Origin of the sequence: Imperialibacter sp. (assembly GCF_040222815.1) — a bacterium.
Taxonomy (GTDB): Bacteria; Bacteroidota; Bacteroidia; order Cytophagales; family Cyclobacteriaceae; genus Imperialibacter.
In genome coordinates this window covers 197,377-216,897 of the sequence record NZ_JAVKCH010000036.1, presented here as the reverse complement: position 1 = coordinate 216,897, position 19,521 = coordinate 197,377, and the positions used below count along the sequence as shown (strand labels likewise).

Annotated in this window: 13 protein-coding genes; 4 read left to right on the top strand and 9 right to left on the bottom strand. The window is 49.6% G+C overall.

All coding sequences use genetic code 11. The features are described from left to right. The first annotated feature begins 41 nt into the window (after positions 1-41). Positions 42-7,253 (top strand): Ig-like domain-containing protein, encoded by a 7,212-nt coding sequence (locus RIF36_RS18150; RefSeq protein ID WP_350149483.1) that lies wholly within the window; start codon positions 42-44, stop codon positions 7,251-7,253. A 283-nt stretch (positions 7,254-7,536) separates the two neighbouring features. Beyond that, a complete protein-coding gene (locus RIF36_RS18145; RefSeq protein ID WP_350149481.1) occupies positions 7,537-7,821 on the top strand; it encodes a hypothetical protein in 285 nt (94 codons plus the stop codon). A 234-nt stretch (positions 7,822-8,055) separates the two neighbouring features. On the opposite strand, the gene RIF36_RS18140 is transcribed toward RIF36_RS18145, so the two are convergent. The 8 genes from RIF36_RS18140 to RIF36_RS18105 form a co-directional block, all read right to left on the bottom strand. Then, entirely contained in the window at positions 8,056-8,259 is a 204-nt protein-coding gene (locus RIF36_RS18140; protein ID WP_350122939.1) for a hypothetical protein, read from the bottom strand. A 611-nt stretch (positions 8,260-8,870) separates the two neighbouring features. Then, entirely contained in the window at positions 8,871-10,394 is a 1,524-nt protein-coding gene (locus RIF36_RS18135; protein WP_350122942.1) for a hypothetical protein, read from the bottom strand. A gap of 188 nt (positions 10,395-10,582) precedes the next feature. Continuing rightward, complete coding sequence (locus tag RIF36_RS18130) at positions 10,583-11,212, bottom strand: hypothetical protein (protein WP_350122945.1); 630 nt, start codon at positions 11,210-11,212, stop codon at positions 10,583-10,585. A gap of 165 nt (positions 11,213-11,377) precedes the next feature. After that, a complete protein-coding gene (locus RIF36_RS18125) occupies positions 11,378-11,782 on the bottom strand; it encodes a hypothetical protein (protein WP_350122948.1) in 405 nt (134 codons plus the stop codon). A 29-nt stretch (positions 11,783-11,811) separates the two neighbouring features. After that, positions 11,812-12,213 carry a hypothetical protein gene (locus tag RIF36_RS18120; RefSeq protein ID WP_350122951.1) on the bottom strand — a complete coding sequence of 134 codons (402 nt, stop codon included), beginning with the start codon at positions 12,211-12,213 and terminating at the stop codon, positions 11,812-11,814. 705 nt (positions 12,214-12,918) lie between these two features. Further along, positions 12,919-13,482, bottom strand: a complete 564-nt coding sequence (locus RIF36_RS18115; protein ID WP_350074614.1) for a fibrobacter succinogenes major paralogous domain-containing protein — start codon at positions 13,480-13,482, stop codon at positions 12,919-12,921. A 73-nt stretch (positions 13,483-13,555) separates the two neighbouring features. After that, entirely contained in the window at positions 13,556-14,254 is a 699-nt protein-coding gene (locus RIF36_RS18110; protein ID WP_350090009.1) for a hypothetical protein, read from the bottom strand. Between the two features lie 430 nt (positions 14,255-14,684). Continuing rightward, positions 14,685-15,239 (bottom strand): hypothetical protein, encoded by a 555-nt coding sequence (locus RIF36_RS18105; protein WP_350074618.1) that lies wholly within the window; start codon positions 15,237-15,239, stop codon positions 14,685-14,687. A 99-nt stretch (positions 15,240-15,338) separates the two neighbouring features. Between RIF36_RS18105 and RIF36_RS18100 the strand changes: the two genes are divergently transcribed. Together RIF36_RS18100 and RIF36_RS18095 are read left to right on the top strand one after the other, a co-directional pair. Then, positions 15,339-16,226: an SMP-30/gluconolactonase/LRE family protein gene (locus RIF36_RS18100; RefSeq protein ID WP_350122954.1), complete on the top strand. Its 888-nt coding sequence runs from the start codon at positions 15,339-15,341 to the stop codon at positions 16,224-16,226. Between the two features lie 4 nt (positions 16,227-16,230). After that, the gene (locus tag RIF36_RS18095; RefSeq protein WP_350122957.1) at positions 16,231-16,635 is read left to right on the top strand and encodes a VOC family protein; all 405 of its coding nucleotides are present in this window, start codon (positions 16,231-16,233) and stop codon (positions 16,633-16,635) included. 411 nt (positions 16,636-17,046) lie between these two features. Here the strand turns inward: RIF36_RS18095 and RIF36_RS18090 are convergent, their stop codons facing one another. Beyond that, on the bottom strand, positions 17,047-19,452 hold the full coding sequence (locus RIF36_RS18090) for an ABC transporter permease (protein WP_350122960.1): 2,406 nt from the start codon (positions 19,450-19,452) through the stop codon (positions 17,047-17,049). Positions 19,453-19,521 lie beyond the last annotated feature (69 nt).

Below are 19,521 nucleotides of genomic sequence, written 5' to 3'. Positions count from 1 at the left end.
AAAAATGACTTTTGGTGGGTAAAACCAATAAACCTTAAGTCATGAATGTTCACTTGATTTTCAAAAGCTTCGGCAAGCGCATCAAGTTTTGCGCCATTTTTTTCCTTGCTGTCATCACCTTTTCCTGCGTGGAGGTTTTGGCTCAAAACCATGAGTGGGTGAGCGTCTTTACGGGAGCCTCTTCCATTCAGGCAAATGCCATTACCGTTGACGCCTCGGGCAACGTGTATACCACGGGCGTTTTCGCCGGCACCGCCGATTTTGATCCGGGCGCAGGCGAGGTTTCGCTTACTTCGGCGGGAAACAATGACATATTCATCACGAAACTCAATGCTTCGGGAGCGCTTGTGTGGGCACGAAAAGTGGGCGGCACGGGCACCGATGAAGGACTGGCCATCAGGGTGGATGCCTCCTCCAACGTGTTGGTGTCCGGTAAGTTTACGAGTACCGTTGATTTTGACCCGGGAGCAGGAACATCCAATTTGACAGCCAATTCAACAGATCTCTTTGTGCTGAAACTCAACTCAGCTGGTGACTATGTGTGGGCCAAGCGGTGGGGATCCAACCTGGAAAGTGAACACATAGGTTTGGCTGTGGACGGCTCCGGCAACGTTTATACGGGTGGCTCATTTCGAAACACCATCGATTTGGATCCGGGAGCGGGTACAGCAAGTGTAACTACAGGATTGTCAAATATCACGCATACTTTTTTGGTAAAATTGGACGCATCAGGCAACTACGTTTTGGGAAAGAGACTCGGTACGCCCACTTTTAGTTCTGTCGTTTCAAGGGTATTTGAAACAGATGCCTCCTCAAATATCATTATAGCTGGGCAATATTTCCTCGGAAATGGTGGAACTGACCCAGTAGACTTCAACCCTGATGCGGGTACAGCTAACCTGGGCGCCACAGGAGGTTACTTTGTTGCTAAATATAATTCTTCACTGGCTTACGTGTCGGCGGCCGAGGCTCCGCCAGTAACCATCACCGACCTACACGCCGATGCATCTGGAAACCTCCTTGCCACCGGGCAGTTCACCGGCACCAAAGACTTTGACCCGGGAGTTGGGGTGACTAATCTTGTGTCGTCAGGATCGGTTGACGCCTACGCTTTTAAACTCAATGCTGCTTTTGAATTGCTGTGGGCAAAAAACTTTGGCGGGACTGTGGATGATCAGGGCTTTTCCATAAAATCCGATGCTTCAGGAAACGTTTATATCGCCGGGGAATTTTTTGGCACCAGCATAAACGACTTTGACCCTGGAGCTGGCACTGTTACGCTGACGGTTGGGCCTAATGGCTATGACGGTTTTATACTGAAATTAAATGCCTCCGGTGAATATGTATGGGTGCAATCTTTCTACGGGCCCTTCTCCAACGGGTATGAGAAGGTGAGTGGACTTTTTGTTGATGGGTCAAACAATGTCTATGCCACAGGTTTTTTCACAAATGGAACCGTAGATTTCAATCCAGGTGCCGGAGCGGATAACAAAACGGCAGCCTCCTCGGATGCTTTTGCTCTAAAGTGGAACCAAAATGTACTGACCAGTCAAACCATCACCTTCAATGCGCTGCCAGCCAAGGCCATGGGCGACGCACCATTTGCACTTACTGCCACGGCCTCTTCAGGGCTTCCGGTGAGTTACACCAGTTCCAACACTGGTGTGGCTACTGTAAGTGGCAACACAGTAACGCTGATTGCCCCTGGCACCACCACCATCACGGCCAGTCAGGCCGGCAACGGCACTTTCGCACCCGCTTCCAACGTGCCGCAAAGCCTCACCGTAACCAAAGGCAACCAAACCATTACCTTTGGCACATTGCCCCTGAAGACCTTTGGCGATAGCAATTTTATACTAAGCGCCACCGCCAGCTCAGGCCTTTCTGTAAGCTATGCAAGCTCGAATACGGGGGTTGCCACCATAAGCGGCAACACCGTGACCATCGTGGGAGCCGGTACCACCAATATTACCGCCTCGCAGGCTGGCAACACGAATTACAATGCCGCTGCCAATGCCGTGCAGCCGTTATATGTAGACAAAGCGGATCAAACCATCACCTTTTCACCATTTCCCAACAAAGAAGCAGGCGATCCCGACTTTGCACTTTCCGCCTCGGCTACATCGGGCCTGCCAATCACCTTTACAAGTTCGAGCCCAGCCGTGGCCACCATTAGTGGCAACGTGGTAAGCGTGGGAAACGTGGGGCAATCAGAAATCACTGCCTGGCAATATGGCAATGCGAATTACAATGAGGCTACTCCCGTGTCATACATTCTCACAGTCACTTCCTCGGATGTTACTGCTCCAACAATTTCCTCCTTTAACCCAATCAACAACGCCACCGATGTGGCTGTGGCTTCCAACCTAGTAGCTACCTTTTCAGAACCGATTGAATTGGTGAATTCCAAAATAATTCAGATTGTGAGGTACCCTGAGCTTGTCGCTCATGAGCAATACACCTTGCCATCGGCCAATGTGCAGGTGTCGGGCAGCACACTCACCATTAACCCCGCCAATAACTTCCTCAACTCGGCTGCTTATTATGTTTTCATAGCAAGTGATGCGATTACTGATGTAGTAGGAAACCCCTTCGCCGGCATCGTTTCTAATGGTATGTGGCAATTCAACACGGTTGCAGGTGCCGATATTACCGCCCCTACGATCAGCAGCTTATCTCCAGCCGACAACGCAACCGGAGTGGCCGTAAATGGCGACCTGGTGGTAACCTTCAGCGAAAACATTGTGGCCAACACTGGTGTGATTACGATCAGGGACATCGGAGGATCTATTCACTCCAGCTACAGTGTAAACGGCGGTGCGACCATCGCCAACAACACGCTCACCATTACGCCATCCTTCAATCTGAACGCCAGCACTGAATACTATGTCGACCTGGGCGTGGGTGTAGTGAAGGACGCAGCAGGCAATACATTTGCCGGACTAAATGGTAATCCCAACTGGACGTTTACCACTCAGGCACTTGAAGTATCAGCCTTGAGTTACGCTCCAGCCAATGGCAATACCAACGTAGCAGTTTCAAGCGATCTCAGCATCACTTTCGAAGAAAATATCACCATCGCTACTGGAACAATCAGTGTACATCATGCAAGCAATGGAATGTTGATCACCAGCCTGACCAACTATAATGGCAGTGAGATGACGATCAATGGTGCCACTGTCACTTTTAACATGCCCAATGATTTACCGGCCAATACGGAGGTATATGTTAACGTCACCAGCGGTTACCTGAGGAGTGCAGCAAATTCTCAAAAGATATGGCCCGGAATCGAGGACAATACCTCGTGGCGGTTCACAACAGGAAAACTAAATCAGACAATCACTTTCGGCGCACTCCCTGAAAAAGCATTTGGTGAAGCACCCTTTGCCCTCTCTGCTACTGCCAGCTCAGGCCTGACCGTTGCCTATGCCAGCTCCAATCCGGCGGTGGCTACAGTGAGCGGCAACACAGTGACGATTTTGGGTGTGGGCACCACCACCATCACAGCTTCACAGGCGGGCAATGCAAGCTACAATGCCGCCGCCAATGTACCGCAAACCCTCACGGTTAACAAGGTCGGCCAAACCATCACCTTCGGAGCCCTGCCAGCCAAAACCATCGGAGACGCTAATTTCACATTGTCAGCAACGGCCAGCTCAGGACTGACCGTTGCCTACACCAGCTCCAACACAGCGGTAGCGACAGTAAGTGGAAATACAGTAACGATTGTCGGTGCCGGAAGCACCACCATCACAGCGTCGCAGACGGGCAATGCGAATTACAATGCCGCCACCAACATGCCGCAAACACTCACGGTGAACAAAGCCAGCCAAACCATCACCTTCGGAGCCCTGCCAGCCAAAACATTTGGGGATGCCAACTTCACACTGGGAGCAACATCCAGCTCAGGTCTGTCTGTGAGCTACGCCAGCTCCAATACTTCGGTAGCCACAGTAAGTGGCAACACGGTAACGATTGTCGGTGCCGGAAGCACCACCATCACTGCGTCGCAGACGGGCAATGCAAACTACAACGCCGCCACCAACGTACCTCAAACCCTCACGGTGAACAAAGCCGGCCAAATCATCACGTTTGCGGCTTTGCCAGCGAAAACATTTGGGGAGGCCAACTTCACACTGGGAGCAACATCCAGCTCAGGTCTGACGGTGAGCTACGCCAGCTCCAACACAGCGGTAGCGACAGTAAGTGGAAACACAGTAACCATTGTCGGAGCCGGAAGCACCACCATCACAGCTTCACAGGCGGGCAATGCGAATTACAATGCCGCCACCAACGTGCCGCAAACACTCACGGTGAACAAAGCCGGCCAAACCATCACGTTTGCGGCGTTGCCAGCTAAAACCTTTGGTGACGCTAACTTCACACTGGGAGCAACATCCAGCTCAGGCCTGACCGTTGCCTATGCCAGCTCCAACACAGCGGTAGCGACAGTAAGTGGAAACACAGTAACGATTGTCGGAGCCGGAAGCACCACCATCACAGCTTCGCAGGCGGGCAATGCGAATTACAATGCCGCCACCAACGTGCCGCAAACACTGACGGTGAACAAAGCCAGCCAAACCATCACTTTTGCGGCTTTGCCAGCCAAAACATTTGGCGATGCCAACTTCACACTGGGAGCAACGGCCAGCTCAGGTCTGACGGTGAGCTACGCCAGCTCCAACACAGCAGTGGCCACAGTGAGGGGCAACACGGTAACGATCATTGGAGCCGGAAGCACCACTATCACAGCTTCACAGGCGGGCAATGTGAATTACAATGCCGCCACCAACGTGCCACAAACACTCACGGTTGATAAGGCCAGTCAAACGATTACCGTCTCTCCTATCGCCGACAAACTTGTGTCCGCCGCACCGTTTGCTGTGTCGGCCAGCACAACCAGTGGCTTAAGCCTTACCTATGCTATTGCAAGCGGCCCGGCCACCATCAGCGGCAACACGATCACCCTAACCGGAGCCAGCGGCACGGTGGAGGTGGCTGTGAGCCAGGCAGGTAACACCAACTACAACAGTGCTTCGTCCTCCGCTTCATTTTTCGTGTCGGATCCGGACAAGGCCAACCAAACCATTACGTTTGCTGAATTACCGGCGAAAGCCTTCGGAGCCACCAGCTTTTCTCCCGGGGCAACCGCCAGCTCAGGTTTACCTGTCAGCTACACCAGTTCTAACCTGTCAGTGGCCACCATCAATGGAAGCCTGATAACAATCACAGGCGTAGGCAGTACAACCATCACAGCCTCACAGGCAGGCAATGCAGCATTTAACCCAGCGCCATCGGTGCGGCAGACACTGACAGTAAGCAAAGGCAGCCAAACCATCACTTTTGATGCCATCGCCGATAAGTCTTTTGGCGACGCTGCCTTCACTTTGTCACCAACGGCCTCTTCTTCGCTGGTAGTAAGTCTGGAAGTAGTGAGCGGACCTGTTACACTAAACGGCAGCGAGGCAACCATTACCGGTGCCGGAACAGCCACTATCAAAGCTACCCAGGCAGGTAACGAGAATTTCAATGCGGCCTCTCCTGTCGAAAGAACTTTCACTATTGCCAAAAAGGTACAGGTAATTACCATTGCTGATATTGAAGACAAACTGACTACTGATGCGGCTTTTGACCTGGTCGTCTCTGTTGATAGTGACCTGGCATTATCATACAGCATCGATGGCCCGGCCACGCTGTCGGGTGCAACTGTGACACTGACAGGCGAAGAGGGTACTGTGACTATTACAGTCAGCCAGGGGGGCAACGAGAACTATCTCGCTGCTGAAGCTGCTACAACTTTTGAAGTGACCGCACCAGAGGTAGACGAAAAACAAGAGCAAACCATCACTTTTGCAGCCATAGCAGACAAAACCTTTGGTGATCAGGCCTTCGCCCTGGAAGCAACTGCCACATCCGAACTTGCCGTCAGCTTTGAGGTGGTAAGCGGCCCGGCGACACTCAGTGGAAACACTGTGACAATCACCGGCGCAGGAACCGCCACCATCAGGGCCTCTCAGTCAGGTGACGAAACGTTCCAGGCTGCGGTTGCTGTCGAAAGAAGCTTTGCCATAGCCAAAAAAGCCCAGACCATTGTCGTTGAAAGCATTGGAGACAAGCTAACGACCGATGGCCCGATAGCGGTAAATGCCACTACAGACAGTGGGCTCGAGTTGAGCTACAGCGTAACAGGACCTGCCAGCCTTACCGGCACTACGCTTACTCTAACTGGGGTTGAGGGCACTGTCACCGTTACCGCCAACCAGGTTGGCAACGACAACTACCTCGCCGCTGAGGCCACGGAAGCGTTTGAAGTGACGGCACCGGTTGTAAAAGCGTTGAGCGTCACCGGTGTGGCTTCTCTGGGCAACTCCGCCTTCACCCAGGGCGAAGCAAAGCTTCACCCGAAAAACAGTAATGGCACCTTTGGCACACCAATAATATCTGCGCTGTCCGCCAATGGAGCATTTACTTTTGACGATGTGCCAGCGGGCCAGTATGCTTTGAGCGTTGCATCTGCTTCCACTGCCGTGCTTACTACTTATTTTGAAAAAGCCACGACCCTTGCCAACGCCACGCTAATTACACTGTCTACTGAAAGCATTGAAGGCATAGTTGTTGACATGATCGAAAAGCCGTCGGTGCCAGGCGGGCCCGGCTCTATTGCAGGAAAGCTGTTGCTTTCGGACGATGGAAGCCGCCATCTGGTGACAGACGGAAGAACCATGGAGGGCACTCCCCTTTCCGGGGTCACAATCTTGCTTGTAAGCAGCCCCGGGGGTGAGCTGATCGCCAGCACCGTAACCACCAGCGACGGAAGTTTTGGGTTCAGCAACCTGCCACTCGGTGCTTACAAACTTCTGATCGACTACGAGGGGAATGTAAGCCTGGAATCGCCTGAAATAACCATCAGCACCGGGCAGCTAAGCTTTGAGGTAGCCTCTGAGGTAACAGACGAAGGCATTGTGATCATTGCCATGCCCACCGCTACCACGGGCGTTTCAGCCGAAGTGCTCCGCTCGATGATCAAAACTTACCCTAACCCGTCGCAGGGACAGTTCACCATAGCGTGGGATGGTTCGCTGGCAGATGTAAAAGAAATTATCATCCACAACAACAACGGCTCAGCCGTGTGGCAGCATTCGATGACTACGGCACAGCTGACTGTCGATATCAGCAGTCAGCCAGCCGGAGTCTACATTCTCAGGCTGGTCACCAGCCACGGGGCAGCCGTGCATAAGCTTGTGATCAAGTAAAGTAAAAACCGCCGCCCCATGGGTGGCGGTTTTGTTTTACCCAAACCTATCGAGCGGCAAAGTTACAGGCTTCAGTGGCATTGGGAACAGTGCAGGCAACAGCTACACTACCCAAGGGCACGTCATCCCGATTGCGAGGTACGAGCGAGGGATCCCCATGATGATGGCACTGAACCGAACCGGGTGCCGTTAAGACCTGGGTAGTGAATCTGGGGGATCCAGCAGCAGTAAGGCGTTGGTACAGTTGCGCTAAAGAATGCGTGGGTGGCCATCAGACACCCTTTTGACAGTTATAAACAACGTTCATGAGTCGTTTGGGCAATCCTTACTCCTGCATTGCGCAACATCGGCTACAGGTATTGCGCAACCTCGTCTACCTGGGTTGGGCAACACCGCCGCCGACATTGGGCAACACCGCCGCCGCCCTTGCCCAACCGGGGAGCCGAAGTCGCCCTGCACCCCCAGCCGCTATTGGGCGATAGGTATAGTGGAGGTTGGGCGAGTGGACAAACAAAAGGTGCTGCTGACGAATGACTCAAAGGAGTTGTTTGATTTTTTGGGGTTTTGAGAGATAAATGGAGCTGGTTGATTCGCTTTGAAACAGCGATAAAGCTACAGGCCGATAGTATCATAGATAAACAACACCCATAACTTTCATTCCCTTGCTCGCCTATTTGTGATTTGCTTTCATCCCGGGCGGGCAGCCTATTGATCTTTGACGTTTCGGAAACAGTTGCTACCTTCAACCAGGCCGCTGCTCAAAACGATTATTCATGGAAGCCTTGTGTTATCAGCTTTTTACTTAGCCATCCAGAACTTCCAGTCGATCGGTAAATGCATCTATCATTTGATTTAAAGCTGAAGACAGAGCCTCGTGGTCAATCGAAAGCTGTGGAATTCTTACCGAGGCCAATTCTTCGTTTTTGCCAAATTCCTTCCAGAATATCTCGTTGTATCCAAACTCCCAAAGGTCTCTTACCTCCTGCTTGCTAGACAATGCCAGCAACTCATCATCTGCTAGCTGAATAGCGAGGTCGTTAAACAGGTTAATGAAGTTGATTGATTCGGTAATTGAAGCTTTAGTGAAGCCATTAACGTCCAGCGAGGCCTCAATGGAACAGATGTCATAGCTTATTGCAGAAAGATCGTCCAGACTCTCAACCTAAGTCACCCAAGTTATGGTGTTTATCGGGTCTGGCAATAAGTGCTTGTGCCTGTTTAAGTACGTGAGTAATTGTCTAGAGTCAAAAGCTGCAACAACTTTTTTGAAGTTGTTTAGTATAAGTTTGTCGGTGTCATTGTCACTGAGGTCGGTTATCCAAACTATCGTTACGGGCTTTGCAAATCGTCTGGAGTTAATTTGCATCAACCACTTTTGGTAAGTCCGGCACTTGTCCTCAAATGATTGCCTTGTTTCATCAACTGCCATTCGTCAAGTTACTTTGCTGATATCGCCTGCCTAAAGTGAGTGTGGGAGTTTTATGCAGCTCCGCTTCCACTGGCACTTAGCCACGCTTTGCTAGCCGTAGCTTTAGCGAAGGTTAGGCGATGTTAAAATTATAAATTGTGGCGGGCAATCCAAGCCAACTGCCCTATGACATCCACCGAAGCCCACATTCACTTTACTGTTGTGTTACCAGCTTTTTTCATCAAGTCTAACAGTCGCTGCTCCTCCCGAGTCCATTCTAAGACATTTCGTGGATATTTGGATTTTATACTCTCCAGCTCAGGCTGCCAGTACCAATATTCCAACGGTCGTTGATAGAGTTCCAACGACATTTCGTTTTTTAGATTCTCTATTTGGCTGTATACCAAATCAAGGTATTCGATATACCGACCAAAGGTGATTTGATTGTCTTTGTTAAATATGATGACGTTGTCAGGAGAATACTTTTTGGTGAATTTGTAAACAATCTCGGCAAGCTTGCTATCTGTTACTGTTGCCCCATTTACCATTACGTCGTCCTTGCCAACATAAACTTCAATGCGATTATATTCTTTAAGGGCATTGACCCTATACATCATAGATTCTGGCAATCGAATCGTGTACTTATCAAAATCAAGATGCTCTGCCGAATCCAGAAAGCTCACAAACTTTGGATAGTGTCTAGGATAAAGGTTTTGTTGAATTCCTGAATACTTCCATTGTGGATAGTTTGGTGGATACTTTGAGTGTTTTTGTCCGGTCGAATACTGGATTATCCTTAGGCTGTCTTGTCTGAACCGATACTTGAGTTCTTCAACGAACGTCATTGGGATATTTTCGTCTATGTGCAGATTGATAGCCATTTGAGAACTCTCAATCCATGATAGCTTGTCCCGTTCGATGTTTAGTTTAATGTCAATACTATCCAACCCAGTTTGAGTGTAGACATTGTTGATGAAGATTATCGGTTGAAATGGGTCAATCGTATCCCGAACAATGTAGACATTTGTCGTTAGGGATCTACGTTGTAACAACTGTTGCGTTTGACTTCTTGGAACCGTCAAGCCATAAGTGTATTCGATAGATTTCTTGAGAAGTATTTTGTTGATTTTTTCGCTGGCTAGAAAACTCTTAAAGGCAAATCCAAAGCTCATTGTCGCAAAAATACCTAAAGATATCGCCGTCCATTTGAGCCTGTAGCCCTTTGTGATTAGAGCTAGTTTTGGCCACGTGGTAAAGAATACAACAATTGGAAGAAGGGTTAGAAGAAAAGGGAACTCATCAAGGAAATAAACGTCGTATTGAATTGGGAAAGCAATATAACAAATCCCCAATATGCTTGTAATTCTACTAAACCAGGATAAGAATGCCCAAGTAAAGAAGTCTTGCTCATTCAGTGTCCTCCGCATCAAAAACCGTGCTTTTGCTGACTGTCCAGTCACTGAGTTTTGAAGCACAAACCTCAGTGCCAGTCCATAACCAATTGCAACTGCCAGAGATGAACAAAAGAGATTGTAGATGAAGGTTTCGTTTTTGTCCAGTACGAGCAATACTTGATCTCCAAAATCGGCAGTGAGAAACCTAAAAATCTCACGACTTAAGAAGAAAAAAGCATAGAGAATATAGGAGAAGATAATCCAAAGAATCGTCCCGCTTGAGAGTAGGCTAGTGCTGAATACCGTACGTTTCTGTAGAAATCCCTTGGAGATTGTCATGCGTCATGTAGACAATTGCTGGTAACGTCTGCCTAAAATGAGTGGGGGAGTTTAAAGCAGCTCCGCTTCCAACACATCTTAGCCACGCCAAATTTAAAATTAACTTTTGTGGCGGACAATCCAAGCCAGCCACACTCAGCTTACCTGAACAGCCCACATTCATTTTTACCGCTGTGTTATACACTTTTTCATTTGCCGTGCCCGTCATGGTCAGCCAGAAGTTTAGCGTAGGCAATCTGAAGAAGCTGGCCTAGTCGTTTGTTCTTGGAGGATAAGTCGGAATGAAATTCAACGAAGCCCTCTTTCATTTGATCTGGATGGGGTCCGTCGTACATGAATCTAAACACGCTCAGAAGTTCGTCGTCTGTCCGTTTTGCCAGTTGCTTGCAGAATTGGTCAGGGTCGTCACGAAACCTTTTACCAAGCACAAAGGCACCACCGATGTTGTCTGCCTGCCAGTATCCGTCAATGTTGATGTCGATATACCTGTTATAATACTGCGAAGGTTCAATGCTCTTTAGGTTTGAGAAAAACAGAATCGTCTCCATACCTGCGGGAAACTCATAAAGAGGGGCTGCCACACCTGTTTTCATGTCAAATCCGAAAAGTCGCTCCATGTCAGCAAATGAGGCCGGAAAGGCACAGAAGAATTCTGATTCAATTGAAAGCTTTCTTGTCTCAGAGGCAGTTGGGTACTCTTCTCGAAGCTTGGTCAGGTAAGCCGCTTGATCTTCGATATTTTCAAACTCTGGGCACTGGCAGAAAGCAGTCCTTCCGAAAGCCCACAAGAACAAAAGTAAGAGGTGCTTTATTGCCATTCCTGCATTGTGTACGCTCAGCTAAGCAGCGTGGGGATTGGTAAGAGAATCCGTCACCGTCCGCAAATAGCCACGCCGATGAATAAAAATACACAAAGTGGCGGGGACTGCAATCCCCACCGCCATTTCCTTGCAGGTGAGGCCCCATGATGTCTTAGCTTTGTGTTATATGCCTTTCTTCCCAGTGATTCGGTCTCGAAACTCCATCCATGCCTGCATTTTCTCAGTTGCCGTGTCATTGTCAAAAAATTCGCCGTTGGAACCATCTGCTGCTCTAAGCCCTAAGTGTTTTAAGATGTTTCCAATGCAAGGAATGGCAAGTTCGTTGCCCCGAACATGCAAAGCAAAAGAGCCTAGAACCTCGTCTTCTCCCATGTTAAACTCAATTGAGAACTGATCGTTTTCGATAGTTCCCCAAGACTGATCAGTAAAGTTCGCCGAAGGCTCAACTGCCTGAATTTGCTCGATGATGGTCGAACGCCTTCCAATTGGCTGCGGTTGGAAATCATCTGGAGTGTCGTCAAGTGTCTTAGCAGTACCCCAGTCTTGCACAAATAAGTCCCAGCTCATTCAAATATGTTTTAGTTTTGCATACATTTCTATTCCGTATGTAGTCCAGTCGCTGTGATCACCAAATTCGTTGATTTAGGCTGTTCGTCTACCCCATGTAGAAAAGTTAGCCGTTTAGTAGCAGTGTCAAACTTATATGTCCGAGGATTGAAGAAGTTGCCGTCTACCCAGTAACTTTTATGAGTCGTCTTTTCTTGATCGTCCATTTGCTGGATAGAAATGAGAAGTCTGTGAACAACTACGTCGCCATCGAGACCAGCTACCTCGTCCGTTGTTATGTAGGCACTTTCCACAAGTCGAATAGCTACTCGGTCACCACCAAACTGCATAGTATTTCTAATCGACAGAAGCAGCGAATTGATCTCCTGGTCGACGGATTCAGCTACAGTTATTTTCTGAGCCAACAAGGCAGGAGTCAGTACTAAAGTCAAGATTATTGCCGTCAAGAAGTTTTTCGTCATGCAGATTCTGGCATATCATCCGGATATAGACCGGTCTATATTCGCATTATATATTCATTGAATATCGAGTATTTATTTCAAAAAATAATATTTAGGAGGGTTCTTCAAGCTACATAAGGCAGTCGCTTGAAAATTCTCTAAGCAGTATTGAGTCAAAGGCACATTCCCCAGGCTGATTTGCGTGATGATGGCAGCGAGTCATTAGCAGGCACTGCAAGTTCACGGGAATCCCGTTCCACGTCGGCTCTCCGCTAGCTGGCGGATTGAAATGACGCTGTTATGGAGTCAATGGCAGATCGACGGCCTGGCTGGTCAACCAAATAACGGCTTTGCGTGAGGGATAGCAGCGGAAAGCCCACAGGACGACCCCCCCCCGATAGCTATCGGGGCTATCGGGGCTATCGGGGGCGGCCGAGGACTTGGAGCGGATAGCCCGACCCCCGCCAAACGGTGTCTGTTCTATTCAAACGGAATATGGCTGGCGGGGGGCACGCCCAAAAAGGAATTACAAATAGCAACAAAGGCGAATATCAGGAAGGGAAGTGCGTCTCTGGAAAAATACAGCCGCTACTCTCTGTAGAAGCGATTAAAGAGGTTACTATCTGCGGAAGCGCAGAGAGTAACCTCTTTAATGTCGCCGATTATCGGGCTTCGAAAGGACAGGAAAAAGGCCGACTACGCCTTTAGGCAGCGCACCGAGAGGCCGTCCTTTTTCTCGTAGTAGCTGCGGTTTACGTGGTCGTTGTCGTACTCCATGATATAGCTCCAGGCGAGTTTCTTGCCTTCTTCGTCGGGGGTCCACCAGTAGCCAATGGTGCCTCTGTCCATGAAGGAGCAGTCGTCGTCGCAGAGCCCGCCTGGCTTGGCACTGAAGCCTGCCTGGTTGGTAGCGCCTTCGTTGGGTGCCTTCCACAGCTCAGTTGACTTGAGGATGGCACCAGCCGTTAAATGTCCGCCCACGGTTTGCAGAAGCAGTTTCCAGTCGCTGTCGCTGGCAATTCTAAAGCCCTCTGGCGCCAGTCCTCTGGGGTCGACCAGCGCATACCAGTTGTAGAGCTTGCCATACAGCTTGCCCATTTCGGGGTCGTTGTTGTAGTAGCACCAGGCGCCAGTGGTGAGGCGGTCCCATTCGTCAGTGTCGGTTACCTCGGGGATGGGGTCACCGTTGCGATATGTGTCTACGTCCAGGTTGTCGGCCATCCATATCTGGTTACCGATTTTCACCAATTTGAATTCCATGGTTTGGGCAATTAGTATGTCGATAAAAAATTTGTCAGGCTATAATAGCTGTATGCCAAACAAAAAACAATAGCTATTTGATGGTATCAAGTACCAATGCGTCAGTATCCCTACTACCGTCGGCTAAAAAAAGATCAATTTCTTTCAGACATCTGGGGTATTTCTCTAGTAGCAACTGCTCCGACAATTGCATATACGTGCCCAACGTTCGCTGGAAGCTGTGGAAATCATTCTTCCTGCCATTTCCAATATTTCTCAGGTCACTGATTAACAGGTTGTCTATGCCGGCGACCTTTTCCTGAAGATCATAGGATTCGTTAATTGCGTACAAGAGATTAAAATCAATTGATGACAATATGGAAGAATTGAGGCTCGTTTTCCACGCCACTTCAGGCAAGCCAAGCAATTCGATTTCTATATCAAGCCTACCTCTCGCTAGCAGTAAGTCCGGGAATTGCGCCTGAAGAGAATCAAATTGACTACTGGAGCCTAAGAATGTCATATCATCATCCACCAATGGAAGGTAAGCATCCAAAAAGCCGAGCTGACGTGCGTTAACTTGAACTAGCGTATCCATGGCAGACTGATTTCTTGCTACTTCACTTCGAATATTTTTCAAAGCCACCTCTGCTATTTGCTGCTCCCGCCTGTTACCTGCCCAGTTGTTAAGCCAAAAGGCTATCAGCACACCCAAAACCACTCCTGCAAATCCAAGGACGTGGTTTAGCCATTCAATTTTTACTTTGGGTGCTTTCTTTTTTTGCTTCGCCATGAGTTAAATGTTCTGATAAATTTATTATGGCGTCGGGAGGAAAGCAACTGGTGGGAAGTAGGTGGAGCAATTACAGGGGAATAAGTCAACCGACGCCTCCACAGCGGCGTCATGCCTGCCTACCGAAACGTAGTGGAGGTGTGGCTGATTCCGAGTCTGTTGGGCTTTCCGAAACGCAGTGCAGGTAAGCGATGCGACGAGGGAGGCATCCCCCGGTTGATGGCACAAACTAGGAAAAGCTCCAGCAGCAGGTCTGGGGGATCTCTCCCACCGCCCCGATTGGCATCGGACCGGTAGATCGAGATGACGGTTGTTTATGGAAGCTTTTGTTGTTGGGCAACCTTTGGTAGTTTACCTGCCCCGCCCCAAACGAAAAACCCGGCCAAAGGCCGGGTCTTTTAATACCGGAACATATTATCCATACACCTGCTTATTCCGGTCGTTTGGATATAACGTAGCCAGCGGGTATTTCCTTGTCTGGCAGGTTAAAAGTTTCTTTTACAGCGTCATAGTCAGTGTAGTCCATTCGTCCGCTAAACTGCCCGGGCACTACCACTACCCTTGCCAGCCAGTTGTCGAGAAACGGCGAGCCCAGGTTGTCGAGGTTAAAGTCGGAATCAAGAAATACCCTTGTGTCGAACTTGGTGAAGTCGAAGTTGTACTGCAGAAACCCAAAGTCGGTGATCATGGACTGTGGCAGCAATCGCCACACTTCAGTGCCATCATCGAGTGTATCCCACAGCAGGTAAACCAAAACCACATCTGAATCAAGCGCAGTAAAACCATCGGGGTACTCAAGAAGGACACCATAATCGGGCGATTCAAAGTCGAAGACGAATTCAAACACATACGCTTCCTCGCCGTCTTTTCCGTCGACGCCATCGTAGCCATCAAACCCCTGTGGGCCGGGAGGGCCCTCAGGGCCAACGCAGGATTGACTGATAAAGAGCAGAGCAACAAAGGCGGAGTAAATGAGCTTTTTCATATCATTAGATTTTTTGGTTCATACTGGCAATAAGCCAAAGATTGTTCCAAAAAATATTTTTGAACGACTTTCCTTTTACCTTTGAGGCAAAGCCAGATCATGAAAAAGTCTATTCTTTACGCCACCAGCCTGTTTTTCATCCTCTTTTCCTGCTCGGAAAAAAAATCAGCCGAGCTGTTCAAAGCCACGGATTTCACAGCCGAAAACCTCTTCACCAACAACATCGAGGGGCCGGCCTTTGATGCCGAAGGCAACCTGTACGTTGTCAACTTTGGAGAAGATGGCACCATCGGGAAGGTAGCCGCAGATGGTACCGCCTCGCTCTTTTTGACACTCCCTGAAGGCAGCACCGCCAACAGCATCAAGTTTGGGAAAGATGGCACCATGTACCTGGCCGACTACACCGGCCACAATGTGCTGGCCGTTGATATGGCCACCAAAGCGGTCTCCACCTTTGCTCACAACGACGCTTTCAATCAGCCCAACGACCTCTGCATCGACAGCCAGGGCAGGCTCTACGCCTCTGACCCCAACTGGGGAGACAAAACCGGGCAGATCTGGAGAATTGACACCGACGGCACCACTGTTTTGCTCGACAGTGCCATGGGCACCACCAATGGCATAGCGCTGAGCCCTGATGAAAAGACGCTTTATGTAAATGAAAGTGTGCAGCTGAAAATATGGGCATTTGATGTGGATGCCAATGGTGATATTTCCAACAAGAGAGAATTTGCTTCCTTCGAGGATTTTGGCTTCGATGGGATGAAATGTGATAAAGAGGGCAATCTGTACGTCGCCCGATACGGCAAGGGAGTCATCGCCGTGCTGAATCCCGCCGGAGAACTGGTAAGGGAAGTGGCGCTTACGGGCAAAAAGTGCAGCAACCTGGTTTTTGGTGGTGCCGATGGCAAAACTGTCTTCGTGACCCTGCAGGACAGAAAAGGCATGGAGAAGTTCCAGAACGATGTTCCGGGCAAAGGCTATTAAGCCGATGGCACAGCTGCTGAAACACATCGCCCTGGTGGTGACCGATTACGACAAAGCTATTGAGTTTTACACTAAAAAGCTCTATTTCACCCTTGTGGAAGACACCCGCCTGAGCGATACCAAAAGGTGGGTGCTGGTGGCACCGCCAGGCGGAACCGATGGTTGCCTGCTGTTGCTGGCAAAGGCCGCCAGCGACGAACAACAAACCAGGGTGGGTAACCAAACCGGCGGTAGGGTGTTCTTATTTCTTCACACAGATAACTTCCAAAGAGACTATCAAAACCTTCTTGATCAGGGCATCAAAATTGTTCGAGAGCCTTCGAAAGAGGACTATGGCACCGTGGCTGTTTTTGCTGACTTGTATGGTAATTTGTGGGATTTGATTGAGCCAGACTCCTCCGGCGGCTGACGGCTCCACCGCACCAAGCCTGCTGGCCGTACCGACGCCTGGCCAATCTGGGGGCACTTTCCTGTAGGATGTGGCTTCACCAACATCCTTTGGGTATTACGCCCTTTCAGGGCTTGCGGAGTTTCGAGCCCTGGGCCGGGCACCCCCAATGCTATTAAGTTAAGAGGTTCCTTGTACCAATTCTATTTTTACCCCTGACCCTGAAGGGCGAGTGAATTGTCATTAGCAGAGCCCTTTAGGGATTAAGGGTAAAATGCTCTTAACTTAATAGCATTGCGGGCACCCCTGAAGGGGCCCGGACGGAGTGAAATATCTATGCGTTGGGTGTAGCCCGACGCACCAACCGGCGGCTGACGGTTCTACCGCACAGGCTCGTTGGCCGTACCGACGCCTACTCTTCCGTCCCCTACCTCATTCATACCTCAGCGATTTCACAGGATTCATTCTGGCGGTGTTGATGCTGTGCCAGGCCACGGTGAGGAAGGCGACAACAACTACGGCAACGCCGGTGACGGCAAAATATACCCAGCTCATGCTGATGTGATAGGCAAAATTTTCCAGCCAGCCGTTCATGAAGTACCAGGCAAAGGGCCAGGCGATCAGGTTGGCAATCAGCACCAGCTTGAGGAAGTCCCACGACAGCAGCCTCACCAGGCCGATTACATTGGCACCAAGTGTTTTTCTAATGCCTATTTCCTTGGTTCTTTTTTCAATCATGTAGTTGGTCAATCCAAACAGCCCCAACACACCGATCACGACCGAGAGCAGGGTGAACAGCACCAAAACACTTGCCTGTCGTTGCTCGCTGTCATAAAGCCGCTGCAGCTCAGTATCAAGCAGGCTGTACTCAAAGGGTGCATCGGCAAAGATGTTCATCCAAACTTCACGCACATGGTCCACCCCGGCGGGGTCGTTGATGTTATTGACTTTCACGTACACATACCTGTCCTGCCACGGGCTGACGAAAAAGAAAAGAGGATCAATTTGACTCCTTAGTGAGTTGAAATGAAAATCTTTCATCACCCCTACTATCTTTCCGCTTGCTTCGTCTCCATAATGGAGTGTTTGTCCAACGGCCTCCTCAGTTCTCCAGCCCAGCATGCGCACCAACGCCTCGTTCACCACCACATGGCTATTGAGCGGTTCGTCGGTGCTATCGTTTAGCTGCATGGAGGTAGCATTGAAACCCTCTCCTGCCAGCAGCTCGATACCGAGGGTATTTGCCATTTGATCGTCGGTGGTAAACCCAAGGGTACGAATGCCCTTGTTGGGATCCATGCCGTCTTTGTACGACGACCAGGTGGCGAGAATATTGCCCATCATGGCCGAGCCTCTGCTCACATCGCCAATGGCGCTATTCTGCTTTAGCTCGCTGCTGAAGGCCTCAAACTTGTTGAACATCTTTCTATCGGCAAAGGGCACAACAATCACCTGTTCTGAATTGTAGCCCAGGTCTTTGCTGTTGGTGAAATTGAGCTGCTGGTAGATGACCAAAGTGCCCAAAATCAGAAAAATAGAAATACTGAACTGGAAAATGACCAGCGCTTTGCGAAACATGTCGCCAGCCTTGCCCGGGTTGAAAGTACCCTTGAGCACCTTCACTGGAATGAACTGCGACAAATACAGCGCCGGGTAGCTGCCAGCGATCAGGGTAATGGCAAACACAACGGCTGCCAGCAGCGCTATCCAGCCGGGGTTGTCAAAATAGCTGATCGATATTTTCTGTCCAATGAGCTCGTTGAAAGCGGGTAGCGTGAACTCAGTGGTGCCTACGGCTAAAAGCACTGCCAGGAAAGTGATGATAAGGGTTTCCCCGTAAAACTGTAGAATAATGTGCGTTCTTACCGCACCCATTACCTTTCTGATGCCTACCTCACGGGCTCTTTTTTCGGAGCGGGCCGTCGTCAGGTTGATATAATTCACGCAGGCCACCAGCAAAATGAAAACGCCAATCAGCGCAAACGCCAGCGTGTTGGACATGTTTCCTCTCTGACCAATGTCCGCCTGTAAACTACTGTCCATGTATATGTCGGTTACCGGCTGCATTTCAAATGACACGGACATGCCGGAGCCCTCCAGTTGCTCTCCAAGTTCTTTTTCAACAATAGCGTTTATTTTCGTTCCCACTTCGCCTGCATCTACTCCCTCCGCCAGCCTCAAATAGGTGATGTAGTTCATGGGAAACCACTGCTCACCATCCTCCATGCTATGAAAAGCGCAGATGAAGTTGAACTGCAGGTGGCTATTGGCAGGCGGATCTGCCACCACACCAGTTACCTTCTTGTCAGTATTATTGTTGATTCTCAACGTCTTCCCCATAGGGCTGCCGCCCGGAAAATACTTCCTGGCCATGGAGGATGTGATCACTACCGAACTCGGATCCTTCAAAGCCGTCTCTACATCTCCTTCTATCAGGTCAAACGAAAACACTTTAAAGAATGAGGAGTCGGCATAAGAAAATGTCTTCTCCATAAATACCCTTTCCCCTTCTTTTACAATGGTTGGCTTAAAAATGCCCACATCAGCATAACGGCAGAACAGCTCCACGCCAGGCACCTCTCGTTTAGCAATTGGGCCCAGGATACTGCCAGAAACGGCAATTCGTCCCTTTTCTTCACCCATGACTGCGGAAGTCACCACTCTAAATATGCGTTCCTTCTCCTTGAAGAACTGATCGTAGCCAAGCTCATGAGACACAAAAAGGAAAATGAGCAAACAACTCGCCACGCCGGAGGCAAGGCCAAAGATGTTGAGCAGTGAATAAAATTTATTTTTCCAGAAACTTCGAAAGGCGATGGTAAGGTAGCTTTTGAACATATCGGTGAGTTTAGTTGCCCTGTGGCACATGTGTTGGCAAATAGCTTACCAAATAAATCCTGCCCAAAT

Bases quoted from the DNA above. Each gene is read 5' to 3' on its own strand.
- RIF36_RS18095 (WP_350122957.1), top strand. From the start codon at position 16,231: ATGGCACAGCTGCTGAAACACATCGCCCTGGTGGTGACCGATTACGAC.
- RIF36_RS18135 (WP_350122942.1), bottom strand. From the start codon at position 10,394: ATGACAATCTCCAAGGGATTTCTACAGAAACGTACGGTATTCAGCACT.
- RIF36_RS18125 (WP_350122948.1), bottom strand. From the start codon at position 11,782: ATGAGCTGGGACTTATTTGTGCAAGACTGGGGTACTGCTAAGACACTT.
- RIF36_RS18105 (WP_350074618.1), bottom strand. From the start codon at position 15,239: ATGAAAAAGCTCATTTACTCCGCCTTTGTTGCTCTGCTCTTTATCAGT.
- RIF36_RS18115 (WP_350074614.1), bottom strand. From the start codon at position 13,482: ATGGAATTCAAATTGGTGAAAATCGGTAACCAGATATGGATGGCCGAC.
- RIF36_RS18130 (WP_350122945.1), bottom strand. From the start codon at position 11,212: ATGGCAATAAAGCACCTCTTACTTTTGTTCTTGTGGGCTTTCGGAAGG.
- RIF36_RS18090 (WP_350122960.1), bottom strand. From the start codon at position 19,452: ATGTTCAAAAGCTACCTTACCATCGCCTTTCGAAGTTTCTGGAAAAAT.
- RIF36_RS18100 (WP_350122954.1), top strand. From the start codon at position 15,339: ATGAAAAAGTCTATTCTTTACGCCACCAGCCTGTTTTTCATCCTCTTT.
- RIF36_RS18150 (WP_350149483.1), top strand. From the start codon at position 42: ATGAATGTTCACTTGATTTTCAAAAGCTTCGGCAAGCGCATCAAGTTT.
- RIF36_RS18110 (WP_350090009.1), bottom strand. From the start codon at position 14,254: ATGGCGAAGCAAAAAAAGAAAGCACCCAAAGTAAAAATTGAATGGCTA.